The 20,387-nt window shown below is 33.1% G+C and carries 20 protein-coding genes; 10 read left to right on the top strand and 10 right to left on the bottom strand.

Annotation, left to right across the window (positions count from 1 at the left end; all coding sequences use genetic code 11):
• Positions 1 to 303 precede the first annotated feature (303 nt).
• Together IEV77_RS16735 and IEV77_RS16730 are read left to right on the top strand one after the other, a co-directional pair.
• Complete coding sequence (locus IEV77_RS16735) at positions 304 to 1,593, top strand: DEAD/DEAH box helicase (protein ID WP_188466912.1); 1,290 nt, start codon at positions 304 to 306, stop codon at positions 1,591 to 1,593.
• Between the two features lie 6 nt (positions 1,594 to 1,599).
• Positions 1,600 to 1,839, top strand: coding sequence for a VF530 family protein (locus tag IEV77_RS16730; protein WP_188466910.1), 240 nt, complete (start codon positions 1,600 to 1,602; stop codon positions 1,837 to 1,839).
• Here the strand turns inward: IEV77_RS16730 and IEV77_RS16725 are convergent.
• Positions 1,823 to 2,821: a DUF4421 family protein gene (locus tag IEV77_RS16725; protein WP_188466908.1), complete on the bottom strand. Its 999-nt coding sequence runs from the start codon at positions 2,819 to 2,821 to the stop codon at positions 1,823 to 1,825. The two genes, IEV77_RS16730 and IEV77_RS16725, sit on opposite strands and share 17 nt — an antisense overlap.
• A gap of 110 nt (positions 2,822 to 2,931) precedes the next feature.
• Here IEV77_RS16725 and IEV77_RS16720 point away from each other — a divergent pair, with 110 nt between their 5' ends.
• The 6 genes from IEV77_RS16720 (at position 2,932) to IEV77_RS16695 (ending at position 9,056) form a co-directional block, all read left to right on the top strand.
• Positions 2,932 to 3,507, top strand: a complete 576-nt coding sequence (locus IEV77_RS16720) for a non-canonical purine NTP diphosphatase (protein ID WP_188466906.1) — start codon at positions 2,932 to 2,934, stop codon at positions 3,505 to 3,507.
• Positions 3,508 to 4,057: 550 nt separating this feature from the next.
• On the top strand, positions 4,058 to 4,987 hold the full coding sequence (locus tag IEV77_RS16715) for an alpha/beta hydrolase (protein WP_188466904.1): 930 nt from the start codon (positions 4,058 to 4,060) through the stop codon (positions 4,985 to 4,987).
• Positions 4,987 to 5,460 carry an RNA polymerase sigma factor gene (locus IEV77_RS16710; protein ID WP_188467102.1) on the top strand — a complete coding sequence of 158 codons (474 nt, stop codon included), beginning with the start codon at positions 4,987 to 4,989 and terminating at the stop codon, positions 5,458 to 5,460. The genes IEV77_RS16715 and IEV77_RS16710 overlap by 1 nt, the downstream gene beginning before the upstream one ends.
• Positions 5,450 to 6,040, top strand: a complete 591-nt coding sequence (locus IEV77_RS16705; RefSeq protein ID WP_188466902.1) for a hypothetical protein — start codon at positions 5,450 to 5,452, stop codon at positions 6,038 to 6,040. Before IEV77_RS16710 ends, IEV77_RS16705 begins: the two co-directional genes overlap by 11 nt.
• Before the next feature lie 284 nt (positions 6,041 to 6,324).
• Positions 6,325 to 8,172 (top strand): DEAD/DEAH box helicase, encoded by a 1,848-nt coding sequence (locus tag IEV77_RS16700; protein WP_188466900.1) that lies wholly within the window; start codon positions 6,325 to 6,327, stop codon positions 8,170 to 8,172.
• 104 nt (positions 8,173 to 8,276) lie between these two features.
• The gene (locus IEV77_RS16695) at positions 8,277 to 9,056 is read left to right on the top strand and encodes a carboxypeptidase-like regulatory domain-containing protein (protein WP_188466898.1); all 780 of its coding nucleotides are present in this window, start codon (positions 8,277 to 8,279) and stop codon (positions 9,054 to 9,056) included.
• Between the two features lie 114 nt (positions 9,057 to 9,170).
• Here IEV77_RS16695 and IEV77_RS16690 read toward each other — a convergent pair whose 3' ends face one another.
• On the bottom strand, positions 9,171 to 9,827 hold the full coding sequence (locus IEV77_RS16690) for a TrmH family RNA methyltransferase (protein ID WP_188466896.1): 657 nt from the start codon (positions 9,825 to 9,827) through the stop codon (positions 9,171 to 9,173).
• Between the two features lie 61 nt (positions 9,828 to 9,888).
• Positions 9,889 to 11,085: a hypothetical protein gene (locus IEV77_RS16685; RefSeq protein WP_188466894.1), complete on the bottom strand. Its 1,197-nt coding sequence runs from the start codon at positions 11,083 to 11,085 to the stop codon at positions 9,889 to 9,891.
• Between the two features lie 109 nt (positions 11,086 to 11,194).
• On the opposite strand from IEV77_RS16685, the gene IEV77_RS16680 reads away from it, so the two are divergent.
• Positions 11,195 to 11,878, top strand: coding sequence for an SIR2 family NAD-dependent protein deacylase (locus tag IEV77_RS16680; RefSeq protein ID WP_188466892.1), 684 nt, complete (start codon positions 11,195 to 11,197; stop codon positions 11,876 to 11,878).
• 6 nt (positions 11,879 to 11,884) lie between these two features.
• Here IEV77_RS16680 and IEV77_RS16675 read toward each other — a convergent pair whose 3' ends face one another.
• From IEV77_RS16675 to IEV77_RS16655, 5 genes are all read right to left on the bottom strand, one after another.
• Positions 11,885 to 12,535, bottom strand: a complete 651-nt coding sequence (locus tag IEV77_RS16675) for a sterol desaturase family protein (protein WP_188466890.1) — start codon at positions 12,533 to 12,535, stop codon at positions 11,885 to 11,887.
• A 59-nt stretch (positions 12,536 to 12,594) separates the two neighbouring features.
• Positions 12,595 to 14,067, bottom strand: coding sequence for an IMP dehydrogenase (gene guaB, locus IEV77_RS16670; RefSeq protein ID WP_188466888.1), 1,473 nt, complete (start codon positions 14,065 to 14,067; stop codon positions 12,595 to 12,597).
• Positions 14,068 to 14,138: 71 nt separating this feature from the next.
• Positions 14,139 to 14,843: an Insecticidal toxin complex protein gene (locus IEV77_RS16665; protein WP_188466886.1), complete on the bottom strand. Its 705-nt coding sequence runs from the start codon at positions 14,841 to 14,843 to the stop codon at positions 14,139 to 14,141.
• 21 nt (positions 14,844 to 14,864) lie between these two features.
• Positions 14,865 to 15,728, bottom strand: coding sequence for a hydroxymethylglutaryl-CoA lyase (locus IEV77_RS16660; RefSeq protein ID WP_188466884.1), 864 nt, complete (start codon positions 15,726 to 15,728; stop codon positions 14,865 to 14,867).
• A gap of 30 nt (positions 15,729 to 15,758) precedes the next feature.
• The gene (locus IEV77_RS16655) at positions 15,759 to 16,385 is read right to left on the bottom strand and encodes a LysE family translocator (RefSeq protein ID WP_188467100.1); all 627 of its coding nucleotides are present in this window, start codon (positions 16,383 to 16,385) and stop codon (positions 15,759 to 15,761) included.
• A gap of 116 nt (positions 16,386 to 16,501) precedes the next feature.
• Here IEV77_RS16655 and IEV77_RS16650 point away from each other — a divergent pair, with 116 nt between their 5' ends.
• On the top strand, positions 16,502 to 18,403 hold the full coding sequence (locus IEV77_RS16650) for a T9SS type A sorting domain-containing protein (RefSeq protein ID WP_188466882.1): 1,902 nt from the start codon (positions 16,502 to 16,504) through the stop codon (positions 18,401 to 18,403).
• A gap of 52 nt (positions 18,404 to 18,455) precedes the next feature.
• Here the strand turns inward: IEV77_RS16650 and IEV77_RS16645 are convergent, their stop codons facing one another.
• Together IEV77_RS16645 and IEV77_RS16640 are read right to left on the bottom strand one after the other, a co-directional pair.
• Entirely contained in the window at positions 18,456 to 19,487 is a 1,032-nt protein-coding gene (locus IEV77_RS16645; protein WP_188466880.1) for a quinone-dependent dihydroorotate dehydrogenase, read from the bottom strand.
• A gap of 61 nt (positions 19,488 to 19,548) precedes the next feature.
• Positions 19,549 to 20,220, bottom strand: coding sequence for an ion channel (locus IEV77_RS16640; RefSeq protein WP_188466878.1), 672 nt, complete (start codon positions 20,218 to 20,220; stop codon positions 19,549 to 19,551).
• Between the last annotated feature and the right edge of the window lie 167 nt (positions 20,221 to 20,387).

Here is a 20,387-nt window from a genome sequence, read left to right as displayed (position 1 = left end):
TAATGACTTAACTCTATTGCTCACCAAGGAAGAGATTTTCTTTTTGATTCTATAAAAAATATTCTTTGAGATTTTGATTGCTCACGCTATTGGCTTCAAAAGAAGTTTGAAAATTCAGCTTTTAATTGGCTGGTTTATTTTCTAAAAGAAACTAAAAGTGACATATTCTATATCTAAAAAACAAGAATCCCAAGTCTAAATCGTCATTATATCTAATAAAAACCACAACATCGAAAAAAATAGCTGTAACTTTGCACCCAAAATAAAAATGACATATTCAGTGTCATTCATCAAAAATCACATATGTCATTTAAAACATTAGGCCTTTCTGAAGCCATTCTTAAAGCTGTCAGCAAAAAAGGATATAATGAACCATCTCCTATTCAACTAAAAGCCATTCCTCCTATTTTACAAGGAAAAGATGTTTTGGCATCTGCCCAAACTGGGACTGGAAAAACAGCAGGATTTACATTACCTCTACTTCATATACTTTCGGAAACCGAAAAGACAAAATTTAGACCTATTCGTGCATTAATTTTAACACCAACTCGTGAGTTGGCTGCTCAAGTTTATGCGAATGTAAAAGAGTACAGCGAATTTTTAAATTTAAGAAGTGCCGTAATTTTTGGAGGTGTAAACCAGAAACCACAAGCTGCGACTATTCGTCAAGGAATAGATGTTTTAGTAGCAACTCCTGGACGTTTAATCGATTTAGAAAACCAAGGTCTTCTTTCTTTAAAAAGAGTTGAAATATTGGTTTTAGATGAAGCCGACAGAATGCTTGACATGGGCTTTTTACGTGATATTGAACGTATTATGAAAATGATGCCGGCAAAACGTCAGAATTTGATGTTTTCTGCTACCTTTTCAAAAGACATCCGAAAACTAGCGAATGGGATCTTGCATCATCCAGTTTATGTGGAAGCAACACCTGAGAACTCTACAGTAGATGCTATTGCTCAAAAAGTATATCGTGTAGCAAGTGGTAAGAAAACCGATTTAATTATCAAATTGATCTCTGAAGGAAACTGGAAACAAGTTTTAGTTTTTACAAGAACCAAACATGGTGCTAATAAGCTGTGTAAAAAGATGGATAGCTCAGGAATTTCAGCTGCAGCCATTCATGGTAATAAAAGTCAAGGAGCCAGAACTAAAGCATTAGCCGGTTTTAAAAATGGAAGTGTTCGTGTGTTGGTAGCAACAGATATTGCTGCTCGTGGATTAGACATTCCTTTATTGCCACATGTTGTTAATTTTGAACTTCCTAATATTTCTGAAGATTACGTACACAGAATTGGTAGAACAGGTCGTGCTGGAGCAAGTGGGGAAGCCATTTCTTTGGTAAGCGCTGATGAAACTACTTATTTAAGAGATATTGAGAAATTAGTAGGAATGAAAATTCCTGTAGACATTTTAGAAGGTTTTGAACCTGACCCGAATGCTTCTACCGAACCTAAAAAACAAGGTGGTGGACGAACTCAACGTTCAAACAATCCGAGCAAACGCTCTCAAAGTTCAAGCAAATCTAATAAAGCCACTAGTAATAAACCTAGTAATTCCAGACGTTCTAATAGAGGTAGCAATAGATCTTAATTTTTAATGGAAACACAACCAAACAACCCTTTACATGGTGTAAAACTGGAACAGATAGTTACAGACCTTGAAGCACATTATGGTTGGGAATACATGGGACATACTATAAACATTCGATGTTTTAAGGATAATCCTACCGTTAAATCGAGTTTGAAGTTTTTAAGACGTACACCCTGGGCAAGAACCAAGGTTGAAAATATGTACTTAAAAATGTTGAAGAAAAATCCAATTAAAAAGGAGTCTTAAGTTTTTTATTGGTTCTAATTTTATAACCTATTGCCAGTTTAGCTTTTGTATTACTAAAAAGATAATTCATGCCATTATTTAGATTGGTTGTATAAATACCACTTCCGTAGGATAAAGTCGAATAAAATCGATCCCAGTTATATCCGATTCCGGCATCAAAATCCAATCGGTATAACATAGGATTTGATACTTTATTATCGGTCAAACTTGAAGACACACTCTTACTCATCACACCAATTCCGGGAATGGCATTTAAAGAAGCGAAAAAGTTTTTAGGCAATATAAAAAGCGACATAAACCCGCAAGAAACCCCTAGCCCATAGCCTCTAAATTCATCTATAGGTTGCCCATTATTAAAAGTAGAATCTTCAGGAATCACAGAACTATTAGCAGAAAAATCATCATAAATTAAAAAACCACCAAACCCTACAGTCATAAAATGTTTCTTGTTTAGTTTTTCAAGTCTCGTTTCTACTACATTTGCTGAGAATGAAATATCATTTAAAGTGTATAAATAGCTAAGGCCAACAGATACGGACAAAATATCATCTCTAAAGGCTTCAGGTTCATTAAAATTATTGTACACATTAAATCCTTTATACCTTTGAACTAATATACCAATCAAGTTATTATCTCCAAGAATCAAAGACCCTTGCATATCAAATCGTTTCGTTTGATCTTCTTTGCTTCCCTTTAAATTAACAGCGATATCCACAATTAATTTACTGGTTCCTAAACCAACTCCAACCCCAAATTTATTATTAGGAACAAAAGACAATTTATCTGAGCCGTCTTTTAATGTGAATTTTTGTCCTTTATAATTCGCAAAAACCCTAATAGACCAATTATTCATGTCACGATCAATAAGTAACGTATCTATAGTCTCCTTAACATTTAAAGAGTCTGATTTTCTTATTTTTTGCGCATGTAAAGAAACGGATAAACAAAGAAAACAAACAAATATTATAAACCGCTTAAACATAAATGATTGGGTGTTTTTAAAATTTAATTATTAAATATTCAATGAATTTAATATTATTTTACGTTGTTTTGAAATTAAATCACATCTCTTTTTAAAAAAACTTTATTTCTATGAAACTTGTCTTTGCTACAAACAATCTTAACAAACTAAAAGAAGTCCAATTATTAATTCCAGAATATGTTCAATTACTTAATTTAAAAGACATACAATGTTTGGAAGATGTGCCAGAAACGCAGGAAACTATTGAAGGCAATGCCATTCAAAAAGCCACATACATTAAAGAAAATTATGGTTATGATTGTTTTGCAGACGACACAGGTTTAGAAGTTGTGGCGTTAAATAACGAACCAGGAGTTTATTCAGCCAGATATGCTGGAGAACAACGCGATTCGAACGACAATATGAATTTATTACTCGAAAACCTAAAGGATAAACCCAACCGGGAAGCCCAATTTAAAACTGTTATCGCGCTTGTTTTAAACGGCCAATTAAAAACATTTACAGGTATTTGTGAAGGTGAAATCACCCATCAAAAACAAGGAGAACATGGTTTTGGTTACGACCCGATTTTTAAAGCAAAAGGCTACACAAAAACCTTTGCTGAAATTTCTCTAGATGAAAAAAATGTGATAGGTCATAGAGGGAAAGCTGTAAAACAACTGGTTGATTTCCTGAATAACATTTAGGTTTTCACAATCCATAAAAAAATAAAAAAACAGATTAAATTTAGATGACTTTAACCGAATATATCAAGAAAAGGAATGGTGTATCTCTTGGAAGTCCAAAATCATTGAGAAATAATCTATACCGTTCTTTAGGCGCGAAAAACTTCACTACATTTTGGAATTATTGGAATCCCATATTCGGTTATTATTTAGGATATTTTATTTTTAAACCTCTCAAGAAAATTTTCCCTATTAGCATTGCCCTATTATTCACGTTTATTTTTTGTGGTCTGATTCACGATACTATAACTTTACTATTTCGTGAAAGCACCTCGTTATTCTTTACTATCTGGTTTTCAATAATGGGATTAGTTGTTTTAATAACTCAATTTCTTGATCACAATTTCTCAAGCCAGGCATGGGTTATTCGGGCAATTATCAATATTGTGATTATAGGTTGTAGTTTTCTGTTAACTTATTTCGTTTTGAAATTCTAGATACTATTTTATGCGATTTAAAAATAATTTGTAACATTTTGACATTCCTGGTATCTAAAGAATAAATAAAGGAAATGAAAAAAAGACTCATATTATTCGCATTTATAATATCTACAATGGTAGTTAACTCTCAAACCATTTTTTCAACTTCTTATGGTAATCCAAATGATAAGCCATTAATTTACCTTCATGGTGGACCAGGATATAATTCTGTGGGTTTCGAAGTGACAACAGCTCAAAAACTTTCAGAAAATGGTTTTTATGTTATTGTTTACGACAGACGTGGTGAAGGCAGGTCTCCAGACAAAAATGCCTCATTCACTTTTAATGAAACTTTTGAAGATCTCAATTCAATTTATGCAACATATTATTTAAAATCAGCAACCCTAATTGGACATAGTTTTGGAGGCGTAATCGCTACCTTATATGCCGAAAAATATCCAAACAAAGTAAAATCTATAATACTTGTTGGAGCGCCAATATCTATGCAAGAAACACTTAGCACCATATTAGAATCTTCAAAATCAATTTACATCAGGAAAAAAGATTCCGTTAATCTAAACTATATAAGTATGCTTGAGAAAATGGATAAAAGCTCCATTGAGTATAGTTCGTATTGTTTTAGTCACGCCATGCAAAATGGTTTCTATTATCCAAAAGAACCCACACAAGAAGCCGTAAATATTTACTCGAAGTTTGCAACAGATTCATTGCTTATAAAATACAGTTCTAAAATGACTTATGAAGCTCCAAGAGGGTTCTGGAAAAACGAAAATTATACAACCTTAGATTTAAAAGAAAACATAAAACACGTTCTAAAGAACAGCACTCTTGTTTACGGACTCTATGGTAAAGATGATGGTCTGTTCTCTAAACATCAAGTTAAAAACATTGAAAATTTAATAGGTTCAGAGCATTTGGAGTACATAAACAATTGTTCTCATAACGTTTTTATAGACCAACAAACTCAATTTATTAACGCCTTAAAAAAATGGACGGAATAATGAATTTTGAAACCATCTATAATACATATTGGCAAAAGGTTTTCAGGCTATGTATGGGTTATGTAAATGATACAGATTCTGCGAAAGATTTAACTCAAGAAACATTTATAAAAATATGGCAACAATTACCGAAGTTTAGAAATGAATCTTCCATTGGTACTTGGATCTTTAGAATTGCCTCTAATACGTGTTTACGTCAAATTCAGAAGGAAAATAAAATGCCTAAATCTGAATTGCCAATAGAGATTAACGCAGACACTTCTGAAGTAAATATAGAGAACGATTTACAATTTTTATATCAATGTATTTCTGAACTACAAGAATTGGATCGAATCATCATATCCTTGGAGTTGGAAGATATTAATCAAAAAGAAATAGCTAAAATAGTTGGTATTTCAGAAGGTAACGTTAGAGTTAAAATTCACAGAATAAAAGAAAAATTAACACTAAAATTTAAAAATAATGGACACTAATATAGATTTTAAAAACATATGGAACAAACAGGAAAGTGAGATTCCAGAAGTTAAAACACTTTACAATATGGCCAATAGATTTAAACGAAACAATCTATACAAACTAATAGCGGTTAATCTTATGCTCCTTTTAACCTCCATATTCATTGGCTTTATTTGGTATTATTTTCAACCTGAATTAGTAACAACTAAAATTGGAATTATATTTACTATTTCTGCCATGATCATTTTTTTATTACCTTATAATAGACAGTTGTCTTTATTATTCAAGAATAAGTCGGAACCTAATAGCAAGGAATTCCTTCAACAATTTATAGAATTAAAAGAAAAACAAATATTCCAACAAACAACCATGTTAAGTGTCTATTTCATTATTCTTTCTTTAGGCATTGGACTATACCTTTTTGAGTATGTTTTAAAAATGACAATAACCTGGGGCATAATTACTTATGAAATAACGACACTCTGGATTCTTATCAATTGGTTTTATTTAAGACCACATGCCATAAAAAAACAAAATGCTAAGCTAAATAAGCTGTTAGCTGAATTTAAGAAATTAAATCACCAAATGATGGATTAATAAGACAGCATATAGCAATATGCTGTGTTAAAAAAACAATTTATTCACCAGCATCAACTTAACAATTAGACCCTAAAACCCTAACACAAAGTTTTTTAACTTAACAAACCATTCTATTAAATAAAATCGTATATTTGCACCTTGAAAAAAATTCCAATTGCAGTTTTGCAAATATGGATAAATTCCTCAGAGTGAGGATGTGTTACTAGAAGTTTAGGTTTAAGTATGTCGATTCGCTTCTTTTTGTAACACTACAGAACAAAATCGAATACTTATATAAACGAATGAGCACATTCCAAGAATTAGGTCTTAATGAAGATCTTCTAAAAGCAATTACAGATTTAGGTTTTGAAAAACCTAGTGATGTACAAACCAAAGCAATCCCAATTTTATTAGAGCAAGACACAGATTTAGTGGCTTTAGCACAAACTGGAACTGGTAAAACAGCCGCTTTTGGTTTCCCAATGCTACAAAAAATTGATGTTGATAGCAGAACTACCCAAGGATTAATATTATCTCCTACTCGTGAACTTTGTTTGCAAATTGCAAACGAAATGAAGCAATATGGTAAATATTGTAAAGGCCTAAATGTTGTTGCCATTTATGGTGGAGCAAGCATAACAGACCAAGCAAGAGAAGTAAAAAGAGGTGCACAAATTATTGTAGCAACTCCTGGAAGAATGAAAGATATGATTAGCCGTAGAATGGTTGATATTTCTAAAATCCAGTATTCAGTTTTAGATGAAGCTGATGAAATGTTAAACATGGGTTTCAAGGAAGATATTACTGATATCTTATCTCATACTCCTGAAGACAAAAACACGTGGTTATTTTCTGCAACCATGCCTAAAGAGGTATCGAATATTGCAAAAAGATTCATGAAAAGTCCTATAGAAATTACTGTAGGTAATAAAAATGAAAGTACCAATCAAGTATCTCACGAGTACTATTTAGTAAACGCTAGAGATCGTTATGATGCTTTAAAACGTTTATCAGATGCGAATCCAGATATCTTTTCTGTCATTTTCTGTAGAACAAAACGCGATACTCAAAAAGTAGCCGAAAACTTAATTGAAGATGGTTATAGCGCTGGAGCTTTACACGGAGATTTAAGTCAGAATCAACGTGATTTAGTGATGAAATCTTTCAGAAACAAACAAATTCAAATGTTAGTTGCAACAGATGTTGCTGCTCGTGGAATTGATGTGGACGATATTACACACGTCATTAATTACCAATTACCTGATGAACCTGAAATTTACACACACCGTTCTGGAAGAACTGGTCGTGCTGGAAAAACAGGAATCTCAATGGTTATTGTTTCTAAAAGTGAAGTGCGTAAAATTAAAAGTATTGAACGCATTATCAATCAGAAATTTGAATTGAAACAAATTCCTGATGGGATGCAAATTTGCGAAGTGCAATTAATGTCACTTGCTAATAAAATTCATTCTACAGAAATTAATCATGAAATTGATAAGTATTTAGTTAGTATCAACGAACTCCTTGAAGACACAACCAAAGAAGAGTTAATTAAAAAATTCTTCTCAGTAGAATTTACTAGATTCTTTAATTACTATAGAAAAACTAAAAACCTGAATGTTGAAGGCTCTTCTCGCGATTCTGATCGTGGTGATGACAGACGCGACAGCGGACGTGATTATGGTGGTAGTTCTAACGATTCTCGTTACTTTATAAATGTTGGAAGTAAAGATGGATACGATTGGATGAAATTAAAAGATTTCTTAAAAGAAGTTCTAGATTTAGGAAGAGATGATGTCTTTAAAGTAGATGTAAAAGAAAGTTTTTCTTTCTTCAACACTGAAAAAGGACTTCAAGAAAAAGTATTAGCTTTCTTTACGGATTATAAACATGATGGTCGTTTTGTTAATGTTGAAGTTAGTGAAGACAAAGGTAGAGGAACCAGCAGAAACAAAAGACGTAGTGATGGCGGTGGATTTAGCAGACGTAGCAACAGCGACAAACCAAGAGGTGAAAGACGTTCTGGTTCTAAAAGCGATAGCAGCAGAAGCGACAGACGCTCTAGTCCTAAAAGTGAAGGTAACAGAAGCGATAGAAGAAGTTCATCTTCAGATTCAAATTCTGATAGACCAAGACGTTCAAGACGCTAAGCTTTTGTGCAATAACATAGAAAGTTGTTAATTTTAAGTCAAATTATAACATACTTTAATGTTTTAGCGTTTAGTTTAGTACTTTTATGCTCAATATATCTTAAATGAAGAAACTACTTTTGCTTTTTACTTTTATTATTGGAACCTCCTTTATGTTTGGTCAGGAAATGACGACTGTAAAAGGTGTTGTTATAAATGCAACTGAAGGTGTTCCTCTTGAGAGCGTTAATATTGTAAATTTAAATCAAGTAAAAGGTACTATTACCAATTCTAGAGGAGAATTTGAAATTAAAGCTAAAGCAACAGACACGTTACATTTTTCTTATTTAGGATTCAAGTCCATTCGTGTTCGAGTAACAAACGACTGGATTAAATATGGAAGCTCAACTATTGAATTAACCGAGTTGGCTTTTGCTTTAGAAGAAATTGTAGTAACAGAATTTAAGTTAACTGGTTTCCTTGAAGTGGATATTAAGCAAGTGCCTATTAATACTAATTATCGTTATAATATTTCAGGATTACAAACTGGTTATGAAGCTGGAGGTTCATCTTCCAATGCCGTAACTAGAGTTCTTGGAGCTGTTTTTAATCCAGCAGATTTTTTGTATAGCATGTTTGGAAAACAACCCAATGAAATGCGAAAGCTAAAACAAATGAAGCAGGATGACGAAATTAGAACCCTTCTTGCAAACAGGTTTGACAGAGAGATGCTAACGGCTTTATTACAAGTAGATCGCGCTGATTTAGATGAAATTATTAGGCAATGTAACTATTCTAAAAGCTTTATAGAAACGGCTAACGATCTTCAGATTTTAGATGCTATTAGTGAGTGTTATGAAGAATATCGCATTCTTAGTAGAAGTAAAAATAAAGGAAGACTTTAAATAAAGGAAACTTTAAAAATAGAAAAAAGCAGAAAGATATCTTTCTGCTTTTTTTATGCTTTATAATGGTATTAACACAAACCTGGCAGGTTTTTAAAACCTACCAGGTTTTTTTTAAGACTTCTCATAAAACCGAGCCACGATCTCATCATAGCTTTTAATCGTTTTCTTTATCCAGTCCAAACGCTTCTCAAGTTGCTCTTCTTCTGAAAGTTTCCAATCGATATCAGATAATTTTAATTTCGTAGTGACATGCTGTAAAATAATGGCTGCAGAAACAGAAATATTTAAACTTTCGGTAAAACCAGACATGGGAATTTTTAAATAACAATCTGCCTGATCGATCACTTCTTGCGAAAGACCTTCCGTTTCTCTTCCGAAGAAAAAACATGATTTTTTAGTGACATCGAATTCATGAAGCAAACAATCGTTAGTATGAGGTGTTGTTGCCACAATCTGATAGCCTTTATCCTTTATATCCTGAATACACTCCTTAACAGAATGAAACCTGTTTAAATCGACCCATTTTTGGGCTCCCATAGCAATTTCTCTATCAATTCGTTTGGAGTTTCGTTCTTCAACAATATTAACTTCTTGAATTCCAAAAACATCGCAACTTCTTATAACGGCACTTGTATTATGCAGTTGGTAAACATCTTCGGTAGCAACCGTAAAATGCTTTGTCCGTCCCCTAATTACTTTATCAAATCGTTGAATGCGATTTTCAGTTAAATAAGTTTCCAAATGTGCTATAAGTTCTAAATCTACCATCTTTTCAAAAATAATAAAACCTGACTGTTACATCAGGTTTTAAAAACTAAATTATTATGTATTAGTCGTTAGACCCAATATTTCCTTGAGAAATAACTGTTGCTTGCACGTCGCTTAACAACACTTTAATATGACCATTAACACCTAAAACATCGGCATAACCAAATAAGGAGTTATCATTCAAAACAGCCACATTGGTTTGACTCACGCCTGTATTTCCATTGACAGGATTAAAGGTAAAGATAATATCTCCTCCTAATGCAATATCATTCGAATAGATAGCTGCAGGATGCATGACGTCTATGGTTGTGTTTAGTAATAGAATAACTGCAAGAGCTTCGCCATTATTTCTTGCATAAAATGTGGCTGTGCCATTTGCACTAGAGCCATCAACTTCATCTAAAACATAACTCGTTGCAACACCAGTAAGTTGATTCTGTCCAATATCTCCTTCGGCGACAATTATTTCGGGAGTTGCTTGATTCTGTTGAATTTCAATATATCCATCAAAATCAACAATATCTATATACAAAAAGGACACATCGTTATCTAAGGCGACTACGTTGGTAGCACTAATTCCAGTGTCTCCATCTACCGGATTAAACGTTAAGGCTATAGAACCGCCTTCCACAGCTGTATTATTGTTCATATATGCAGGATACATGTTGCCTGAAGTAGGATTGATAAGCTGAAGAACAGCAAGTGATTCTCCATTTTCACGTTGAGAAAAAATAACCGAGCCAGAGATTCCTGGCACATCTTTTTCTCCCAAATTATAGGTGGTAGAAACTCCTGTTAATTCGTTTTCTCCAATATCCCCTTGGGCAATATTATTATCAGGTTCATCTACGCTATAAAGGACGTTCACATAACCATCAAAACCTAAAAGGTCATCGTAAGTAATAGGCGTTCCATCGTCTAGTGTAGAAAAACTAATGGTACTAAAACCAGTATCTCCATTAACAGTTCCCAAGGTTATAGCCACTGCTCCACCTTCGGCAGCTGTGTTATAATTAATAGAAGCAGGATGTGGAATACCCGTTGGAATTCCGGTAAGCTTCAACTCAACGGTGGTAGAGTTATCGTCATTCTTAATAAATTTAGCCGTTCCATTAACACTGTTGTCGTAAATGGAAGAAACGTCATAACTTTTAGAAATTTGTGTCGACGGTATTGGGGTAATATTATCGTCGCTACTACAACCCATTAAAATAACTAAGGGTAGAACTAAAAATAACGTTTTAAATAGTCTCTTCATAATCTGAAATTAATTATCTGTAATATTACACATAATATATAAATTTTTAAAGTGAAGTTCCTTTCCTTTTTAATTTTATTTTAAGAACGAAATTTTATAGATTCACAAAATGAAACATTTAGTTGTACTTACAGGAGCAGGAATAAGTGCTGAAAGCGGTATTAAAACCTTTAGAGATGCTGATGGTTTATGGGAAGGACATGACGTTATGGAAGTAGCATCGCCAGAAGGTTTTTCTAAAAACCCTGAATTGGTTTTAAATTTTTATAACGAAAGACGAAACCAATTACTAACCGTACTACCAAACGAAGCCCACAAAGCCTTAGCCGATTTAGAATCGAATTTTAAGGTAACCATTGTAACCCAAAATGTAGACGATTTACATGAACGTGCAGGAAGTACTGAAATTATTCATTTACATGGCGAATTATTAAAAGAAAGAAGCAGTTATAATGAAGATGATATTAAACCTTGTGAAAAGGATATTTTTCTGGGTGATCTATGTGAAAATGGATACCAAATGAGACCACATATTGTATGGTTTGGAGAAGCTGTTCCTATGATAGATAAAGCGATAACAATTTGTGAAACAGCCGATATCTTAGTAATTATAGGCACATCTATGCAAGTATATCCTGCCGCTAGTCTGATGAACTTTGTTCCTCAACATGTTCCAATTTATTATATAGACCCAAAACCGGCAATGGTAAACAACCAACGAATTACTATAATTCCTGAAACAGCCACTAAAGGTGTCGAGCAACTTAAGTTGCTTTTAAATAAGATTAATTAGAAGATTTTAATTAGGTTTCCTTTTCTCCTTTTTTGGAGGCATGGTTCCAAATACTTTATCCCAAAACGTATTAGATACTCCAAACGCTTTATTAGGATACTTGTAATGATGTAAACTATGATGATGCCATAAATCTCTGAAACGTTTTGGAGGACGCATTATATGAGTGGCTCTGTGCACAAACGAATACATCAGGTAGCCTATAAAGAAGCCTGGAAAAAATCCATAAACCAATTGTGTATAACCTGTAATCCAAAAGACAATAAAAAAGACACTAAATAGAAGAGATGCTAAAATAATACCCGGAACAGGAGGCATTAATAATCGATCCTTATCTGTTGGATAATTATGATGAGCACCATGCATAACAAAATGAAATCTTTGTGACCATTTGGCTTCTGTAACCCAATGAAACACATAACGATGAAGCATATATTCCGCAAAAGTCCAAAAGAACAATCCAAAAGCGAACAAGCCTATAAATTCGACAACAGATAACCCTTTAATACCAATAGCTACATATACCAAAAAGGCATTAAGCAAACCATAAACAATAATATTCGAAATTGGATCTGTTTTTGTTAAACGCTCCAATATTGGATTCTTAAATATCTCTGCTTGACCGGTTTGAAAATCTGTCGTAACTTCAGGTTTCATAATTATGCAATTTTTTAATGGTACAAAATTATAAAAAATATAAGAAAACTAAAAATTATCTATCTGGAATAATTAGGTGATTCTTTGGTTATTGTAACATCGTGAGGATGACTTTCATTAATTCCAGAAGCAGTAATCTTAATAAATTGTCCTGTTTCCTGTAAGGTAGCAACATCTTTTGCTCCACAATACCCCATTCCAGCTCTTAGACCTCCAACAAATTGATGGATGCTTTCGTACAATTCACCTTTATAAGGCACACGTCCAACAATACCCTCTGGAACCAACTTTTTAATATCGTCTTCAACATCTTGAAAATATCTGTCTTTACTTCCTTGTTTCATGGCCTCTACGGATCCCATGCCTCGGTAAGATTTATATTTTCTTCCTTCGTAAATAATAGTTTCTCCTGGGCTTTCTTTAGTTCCTGCCAATAACGAACCTAACATCACACAATCTGCTCCGGCTGCAATAGCCTTAGGAATATCTCCAGTGTAACGAATACCACCATCTGCAATTACGGGAACACCAGAACCTTTAATAGCATTAGCAACCTCTAAAACTGCTGAAAATTGCGGATAACCAACACCTGCAACAACTCGCGTGGTGCAAATTGATCCTGGGCCAATCCCTACTTTTACAGCGTCGGCTCCTGCTTCAACTAAATATTTAGCAGCCGCAGCCGTGGCAATATTACCAACAATAACTTCTAATTTTGGGAATTTAGCTTTTACAGCTTTCAAAACAGCCACCACACCTTTAGTATGTCCATGAGCTGTATCGATAATAACTGCATCAACACCAGATTTCACTAAAGCTTCTGTACGTTCTACAGCATCTGCCGTTACTCCAAGAGCTGCAGCAACACGTAAACGACCATACACATCTTTATTTGAAATAGGTTTTTGCGTTAGTTTCGTAATATCTCTAAAAGTAATTAAACCAGCTAGTTTATTATTTTCATCAACAATCAATAATTTCTCGATCTTATGCTCTTGTAAAATTACTTCAGCTTGTTGTAAAGATGTTCCAACTGGAGCAGTAACTAATCTCCCACTTGTCATAACTTCAACAATTGGTCTTTCTCCAACTTTTTCAAAACGTAAATCTCTATTGGTGACGATGCCTTTTAAGAAACCTTGGCCATCTACAATTGGAATACCTCCAATACTATGTTCCGCCATATTTTGTTTGGCATCAAGTACTGTCGCTTCTGTGGTTAGGGTCACTGGATCCGTTATCATGCCACTTTCTGCACGTTTCACTTTGCGCACTTCGTTTGCCTGTTGCGCTATTGTCATGTTTTTATGTAGAACTCCAATACCACCTTCTCTAGCAATAGCAATAGCCATAGCGCTTTCAGTAACTGTATCCATAGCTGCGGAAACTATAGGTATGTTAATGGTAATGTTTCTAGTAAATTTTGTTTGAATATTGACTTCTCGAGGTAGTACTTCTGAGAAAGCTGGAATTAATAGGACGTCGTCGTAAGTTAAACCTTCTCCTACAATTTTGTTTGAATGTGATGTCATGTTGCAATTACATTTAATTGCGTGCAAATGTACAATATTTATAGGGATTTAAGTTTTAAGTTTTTATTAAATTATTGTGAAGCTGTTTGAAAATAAACCCTTAAGGTGTTCAATGCATAGTTATATCTGTTTTCTTCATTGGATAAATCGCCTGAAAAAACAATTTCCTTAGGAACTATTAATCGATAGACACCTTTCCCTTTTGCCATTTTATCTATGGTTTTTAACGTTTTTTCATCAATTTCACTATAAATTCCTTGTAACCAAACGTATTGTTCTTCATAGATAATAGCTTTGTCCCAGTTTAAAGCTTCATCAGATTTTAAAACCGAATCTAAAAAGTAAATTGTATTTATTCTATCGAATGCTTTAGTAAAAACAGTCTCACTTCCTTTGGTTGCATAGATTTTCACTTCTTTACGTGTAAAAATATTAAAAGGAAAGGACTTGATTTTTTCTAATTTGTTTGAAATGAAATGAGCCATCTTTGGCCAAACCACTTCAGATTTTTTTAATTCCAAAGATGTTAATAGCCAGAGATAAAAATCCGTTCGTTGTTGAATGGTTTCGTATTCTAACGAAAGATTATTTTCTAGGTTATAGCTATTAGCTTGTTGCCAATTTAATGAATTGCTTTTTCTATCAGAATGAAGCCAATCTGAAGCTAGCAATTTTACTTTCCCGGTTTCATCTTGAAATTCCTTTAAGTTTTTCCATTCTTTGGCTGTTGAAAGATTAAAGAAGAAGAACAAAATCAAAAGAAAGAAATACTTCATAATAGAATAGTATAACTTGGATTAATGATAAGCTGTAAAAACTTTGGTTGCTTCGTTATAAGCACTTTCAAAACTAAGTGCATTGAGGTTAGATACCTTTTTTTGAGTAAAATAAGAAAGTAGTTTTTCAGTAGGCATATTACCAGTTAATTCGTCCTTAGCCATCGGGCAACCTCCAAATCCTTGAATGGCTCCATCGAATCTTTTACAACCGGCTTTATAGGCCGCATCCACTTTCTCAAACCAAGAAGTTGGGGTAGTGTGTAAATGTGCTCCAAATTCTATATCTGGATAATTAGGAATTAAATTAGAAAACAAATAGTTAATATTCTCAGGATTCGAGCTACCAATTGTATCACTTAATGAAAGAATTTTAACGCCCATATTTGAGAGTCTTTCGGTCCACTCTCCCACTATATCCACATTCCATGGATCTCCATAAGGGTTTCCAAAGCCCATGGAAATATAAACTACCACTTCTTTATTAGTCCTATCGGCAATTTCTAGAATCTCCTTTAAGGTAACGACAGATTGTGCAATGGTTTTATGGGTGTTACGCATCTGAAAGTTTTCAGAAATAGAAAACGGATAACCCAAATAATCAATTTGTGGATGTACGGAAGCCTCTTGAGCACCTCTTGTATTAGCGATAATGGATAAGAGTTTACTTTTTGTTTTACTTAAATCTAATTGCTCTAGAAGTTCTGCAGTATCCACCATTTGTGGAATGGCTTTAGGCGACACAAAACTTCCAAAATCTATAGTATCAAACCCAACACGTAACAACGACTGAATGTATTGTACTTTTTTTTCTGTTGGAATAAAAGCCTTGATCCCTTGCATGGCATCTCTTGGGCATTCAATAACTTTAACGTATTCTGACATTCTATTCTTGTTGGAACTGTAAAAATAGTACTATTTTTTTGAAAACAAGATGAAAACAGCAATTCCAACAAAGACAATTATTTGTAACCATTTTAAATAGTTCCCTATATGTTTATGTTGCTTGATATAACTTGAAATAGAACCCGCTAAAATAGCAATTGAAGAAAAAATGATAAAAGAAACAGCCATAAACAAGAAACCTAAGACGTAGAATTGAGTCACTTCATTTATCGTATTGCTAAACAAAAACCCTGGAAATAAAGCTAAAAAAAACAAGGACACTTTCGGGTTTAAAACATTCATTAAAAAACCTTGTTTAAACAATTGCTTTCCAGATTTTTTTGGAATGCTTTCTGAATTCAAATGTAAGGAACCATCACTCCTAAATACTTTATAAGCTAGATAAAGTAGGTACGTAGCACCTAATATTTTTATCATTAAATACAGGCTTTCGTTTTCTTTAATAAGGACAGAAACACCAAAGGCAACCAAAGTTGTATGTACCAAACATCCCGAAATCAAACCAGAAACAGTTGCTAAACCAGCCTTTTTTCCGTGACTAATACTTTGCATTAATACATAAATATTATCTGGACCTGGAGAAATTGCTAAGGCAGAGGTAGCAAAAGTGAACGATATGAGGATGTCGTAATTCAGTTTTAAATTTCTGTAAAAATAAGATTATAATACTATTTTAAGTCTCTTTTTACTCGCTTAAAAAGTTCATTAAATCTTAATTCTATATTTTAGCCAAAATATCATATAATACAAGCATGCTAAAAATTACCAAATTTACCCTTACTATTTGTTTCATCTTTCTACTGCAAAGCAGTTTGTTTTCGCAAGAGATATCTGAATGTGGCATAGTGGAAACACCTGAATCTTTAGAATTTTATGAGAACAACAAAGAGCAAATTATCCAGTATGAACAAGAATATTTAAATAATTTAACGTCACGTCGAGCCGTAACTTCAATTCCTATTAAAGCACATATTATAAGAACTACTAGTGGTACTGGAGGTTTAACAGTTTCTGAACTAAATGACGCTATGGATGTTATGAATGCTTTTTATGCCAATGCAAACATGCAATTTTATGTTTGCGATGGTATTAATTATATTGACGACAGCACCTATTATAATTTTATAGATTCAGATGAAATTGCGTTAACTAGTGCTAACGGTGTTTCAGGATTAATTAATATCTATTTTGCAAATAGTGCCACTAGAGCGGCATCAGACTCTTCGGTTTGTGGTTACGCTTATTATCCAGGAGGTCCAGATACGATTGTGATGGTTAATTCTTGTGCATTAAACGGAAGTACTTTGGCACATGAAATGGGACACTTTTTCAGCTTAAGACATACTCATAATGGAGGTACAGAATTGGTCGATGGATCTAATTGTACTTCAGATGGCGATTACATTTGCGATACTCCTGCAGACCCAACCTTATCTTATTCTAATGTAACTTCATCTTGTAATTATGTTGGTACGGATACAGATGCAAATGGAGACACCTACGTGCCAGACCCTAACAATGTCATGTCTTATTCGAGAAAAGAATGTAGAACATTATTTTCACCTGAACAATATGCTAGATTGTATGCTACTTTTCAAACTACAAGAAACAACTTTAATTGTTCTAGTTTTAACATCGATTTTATTGCAGACAATACCCAAACATGTGAAAACTCTCTAACAGTAGCTTTTACAGATAATAGTTATGGTGCAACTTCTTGGGAATGGGATATAGATGGAGATAATGTTATAGATTATACAACACAAAACCCTAATCATACCTATAGCTCTGCTGGCCTATATGATGTTACATTAACGGTTTATAATGCAACATCTTCTATTACAAAAAGTGAACTTGAATATATTCAAATAGGAACTTTAGAAAACTTGCCATTGGTTAGAGATTTTAATGCCTTAACTAATTTACAAACTGAAGGTTGGAAAGCAACTTCAAACTCTAGTTTTAGCTGGACTTTAAACGCTGGAGCAACTTTATCGCCTTCAACAGGACCAACGGGAGATAATTCGCCTTCAGGTGATGGTTTATACATTTATACCGAGGCTTCTAATTCAAACCTTGGTGACGTTGCAGAGTATACATCACCTTGTATCGACATCAACTATTCAGATGCCATGCTATCTTTTTATTATCACATGTTTGGAAATACCATGGGCGAATTACATGTAGATATTGATTCTGGTTCTGGCTTTGTAAACGATGTTACAGCCGCTTTAATTGGAGAGGAACAAACTGCTAGTGGTAATTCTTATATAGAAAGACAAGTTGACTTATCTGCTTATTCAGGTCAATCGATACGAATTCGCTTTAGAGCCTTAAGAGGAATTAATTTTAATAGTGATATAGCTATTGATGATATTAACATTAATGGTTCCATGCCTTTAACTGTTAATGATCATTTTGAGGATACCGTCAGAATTTATCCAAATCCTGTAAATAAGAATACGTTACATGTAAAACTTACTAACTCACCAACTGAAGTATCCTATAGAATATTAAATATACTCGGGCAAGAAATAATGAGTGGTAATTTAGATAACGAAAGAATTGAAGTTTCAAACATTACTGCAGGTACTTACTTTTTATCTATAGAATCTGATGGATCTACATTTATTAAAAAGTTTATCAAACTTTAAAAACACATTATTTTCAATAAAAAAAAACACTCCAAATTGGAGTGTTTTTTTTTTATCTTTTTAAAAGTGCTTTATTAATATCCTTAATCAGTTTAGGGCCTTCATAAATAAACCCAGTATAAAGCTGAATTAAATCTGCACCAGCATCCAACTTCTCTAAAGCGTCAGTAGCCGAATGAATCCCTCCAACTCCTATAATCGGGAAGGCTTTGTTGCTTTTTTCAGAAAGGTATTTAATTACTTGCGTACTTTTCGCTTTAATTGGTTGCCCACTTAAACCGCCATTTCCTATAGATTCTAATTGACTTTCAGATGTTTTTAATCCGGTTCTATCCATCGATGTGTTGCTAGCAATAACTCCATCTAGTTTTGTAATTGCTATAAGCTCTATAATCTCATCTAATTGATTGGTGTTTAAATCTGGAGCTATTTTTAGTAAAATAGGTTTTTGTAGCTCAAAGTTTTTATTGGCTTTTTGAACTGTTCCAATTAACTCTTCCAAATAATCTTTATCATTTAATTTAGCGTGACTCCCAACATTTGGACAACTTACATTTAGCACAAAATAATCGACATATGGATGCAGTCCATTAAAACAAGTTAGGTAATCTGCTGTATAATCTTCAGGTTTTGTTTGTGTGTTTTTACCGATATTCCCACCAATAAGCAGCTTTCCTTTATTTTGTTTAAGTTGCTTTATGGCTGTTTCTAATCCTTCATTATTAAAACCCATTCGGTTAATTATACCTTGATCGTCTTTTAATCTAAATAAGCGCTGCTTAGGATTTCCCTCCTGCCGTTTTGGGGTTACTGTTCCTATTTCAATAAATCCAAATCCAAAATTAGCAAGCTCATTATATAAAACCGCATTTTTATCGAAACCTGCAGCTAATCCTACGGGGTTTATAAACTTTAAACCAAATAAATCTCTCTCCAAACGTGCATCTTCAACAACATAAATACTTCTTATTAAATAAGATACGAAAGGTAATTTATTTAAAAATCGCACTAAAGAAAAGGTGAAATGATGAATTTTTTCAGGGTCAAAAAGAAAAAACAATGGTCGGATTAGTAATTTGTACATAATTGAATTTTGTGAGACAAAAATACAATTCTAATCACTTAGATAATTATTTCTATTGTAATTATTCTTTTAAATTAGAATGTCTTATATATTTCTCAACCACCACGGCAGTAACAATTACTAAATAAAACTGTCCCATCATAGCAAAAAGCATCGTCGCTTTTTGGGCAACATTAGAAATTGGAGTAATATCTCCATATCCAATTGTCATTAAAGTTATATAGCTAAAATACATCAAGCTATCTATATTTTCAGCGATGGTTGCTCCTTTTGTTAATCCGTAAAACGAATTAGGAGAAGCCAATTCAATACTAAAAAACACAAAAAATCCTAATAGACCAATACAGACATAACCACTCATTAAGCCAAAAATAACACTTTTAGTTACTTCTTTAGAGCGCCACACTTGTCTTATAATCTCGAAAGTTATTAAGGTGTAAAAAACAAAATAAATAGAGACTTTAATATAATCTGTTGTATTACTTATACTATTATCTATAAACCTATATATAATAACTATTAAAGCTAATATTAACAAGGATATACTAATTTTTGACTGTTCAGGTTTTTTGGAGAAAATGATATATCCTGAAGAAATATTAGTCAAAAATAATACATGCGAAATAACCTCAGAATACAAAATTTCAGAAAAGAATAGCGAACCAAATAAAATAGTTGTCAGACTAAAAAAGAATAATTCGAAACGATAAGTATAAAGTTTTTTAAATGTCATAAATTATTCATCCAAAAGAGTTTCATAAAACTTAAAACCATTATAATCAACTTATTTCGCTAACTACAAATATGTCCTTAAAGTTCCAACGTGAACACCTATAATATTTATAGAATACTATAAAGCAAAAGGCTTGAAATAAAACACTTTTCTTAGTTGTTTTGGTT

Source organism: Xanthomarina arctica (genome assembly GCF_014638915.1).
GTDB classification, from domain to species: domain Bacteria; phylum Bacteroidota; class Bacteroidia; order Flavobacteriales; family Flavobacteriaceae; genus Xanthomarina; species Xanthomarina arctica.
This window is presented reverse-complemented; position numbering and strand designations above follow the sequence as displayed.

What these genes read in the sequence shown, in the direction of transcription:
- IEV77_RS16735 (WP_188466912.1), top strand. Translation starts at nt 304, where the DNA reads ATGTCATTTAAAACATTAGGCCTTTCTGAAGCCATTCTTAAAGCTGTC.
- IEV77_RS16730 (WP_188466910.1), top strand. Translation starts at nt 1,600, where the DNA reads ATGGAAACACAACCAAACAACCCTTTACATGGTGTAAAACTGGAACAG.
- IEV77_RS16725 (WP_188466908.1), bottom strand. Translation starts at nt 2,821, where the DNA reads ATGTTTAAGCGGTTTATAATATTTGTTTGTTTTCTTTGTTTATCCGTT.
- IEV77_RS16720 (WP_188466906.1), top strand. Translation starts at nt 2,932, where the DNA reads ATGAAACTTGTCTTTGCTACAAACAATCTTAACAAACTAAAAGAAGTC.
- IEV77_RS16715 (WP_188466904.1), top strand. Translation starts at nt 4,058, where the DNA reads ATGAAAAAAAGACTCATATTATTCGCATTTATAATATCTACAATGGTA.
- IEV77_RS16710 (WP_188467102.1), top strand. Translation starts at nt 4,987, where the DNA reads ATGAATTTTGAAACCATCTATAATACATATTGGCAAAAGGTTTTCAGG.
- IEV77_RS16705 (WP_188466902.1), top strand. Translation starts at nt 5,450, where the DNA reads ATGGACACTAATATAGATTTTAAAAACATATGGAACAAACAGGAAAGT.
- IEV77_RS16700 (WP_188466900.1), top strand. Translation starts at nt 6,325, where the DNA reads ATGAGCACATTCCAAGAATTAGGTCTTAATGAAGATCTTCTAAAAGCA.
- IEV77_RS16695 (WP_188466898.1), top strand. Translation starts at nt 8,277, where the DNA reads ATGAAGAAACTACTTTTGCTTTTTACTTTTATTATTGGAACCTCCTTT.
- IEV77_RS16690 (WP_188466896.1), bottom strand. Translation starts at nt 9,827, where the DNA reads ATGGTAGATTTAGAACTTATAGCACATTTGGAAACTTATTTAACTGAA.
- IEV77_RS16685 (WP_188466894.1), bottom strand. Translation starts at nt 11,085, where the DNA reads ATGAAGAGACTATTTAAAACGTTATTTTTAGTTCTACCCTTAGTTATT.
- IEV77_RS16680 (WP_188466892.1), top strand. Translation starts at nt 11,195, where the DNA reads ATGAAACATTTAGTTGTACTTACAGGAGCAGGAATAAGTGCTGAAAGC.
- IEV77_RS16675 (WP_188466890.1), bottom strand. Translation starts at nt 12,535, where the DNA reads ATGAAACCTGAAGTTACGACAGATTTTCAAACCGGTCAAGCAGAGATA.
- guaB (WP_188466888.1), bottom strand. Translation starts at nt 14,067, where the DNA reads ATGACATCACATTCAAACAAAATTGTAGGAGAAGGTTTAACTTACGAC.
- IEV77_RS16665 (WP_188466886.1), bottom strand. Translation starts at nt 14,843, where the DNA reads ATGAAGTATTTCTTTCTTTTGATTTTGTTCTTCTTCTTTAATCTTTCA.
- IEV77_RS16660 (WP_188466884.1), bottom strand. Translation starts at nt 15,728, where the DNA reads ATGTCAGAATACGTTAAAGTTATTGAATGCCCAAGAGATGCCATGCAA.
- IEV77_RS16650 (WP_188466882.1), top strand. Translation starts at nt 16,502, where the DNA reads ATGCTAAAAATTACCAAATTTACCCTTACTATTTGTTTCATCTTTCTA.
- IEV77_RS16645 (WP_188466880.1), bottom strand. Translation starts at nt 19,487, where the DNA reads ATGTACAAATTACTAATCCGACCATTGTTTTTTCTTTTTGACCCTGAA.
- IEV77_RS16640 (WP_188466878.1), bottom strand. Translation starts at nt 20,220, where the DNA reads ATGACATTTAAAAAACTTTATACTTATCGTTTCGAATTATTCTTTTTT.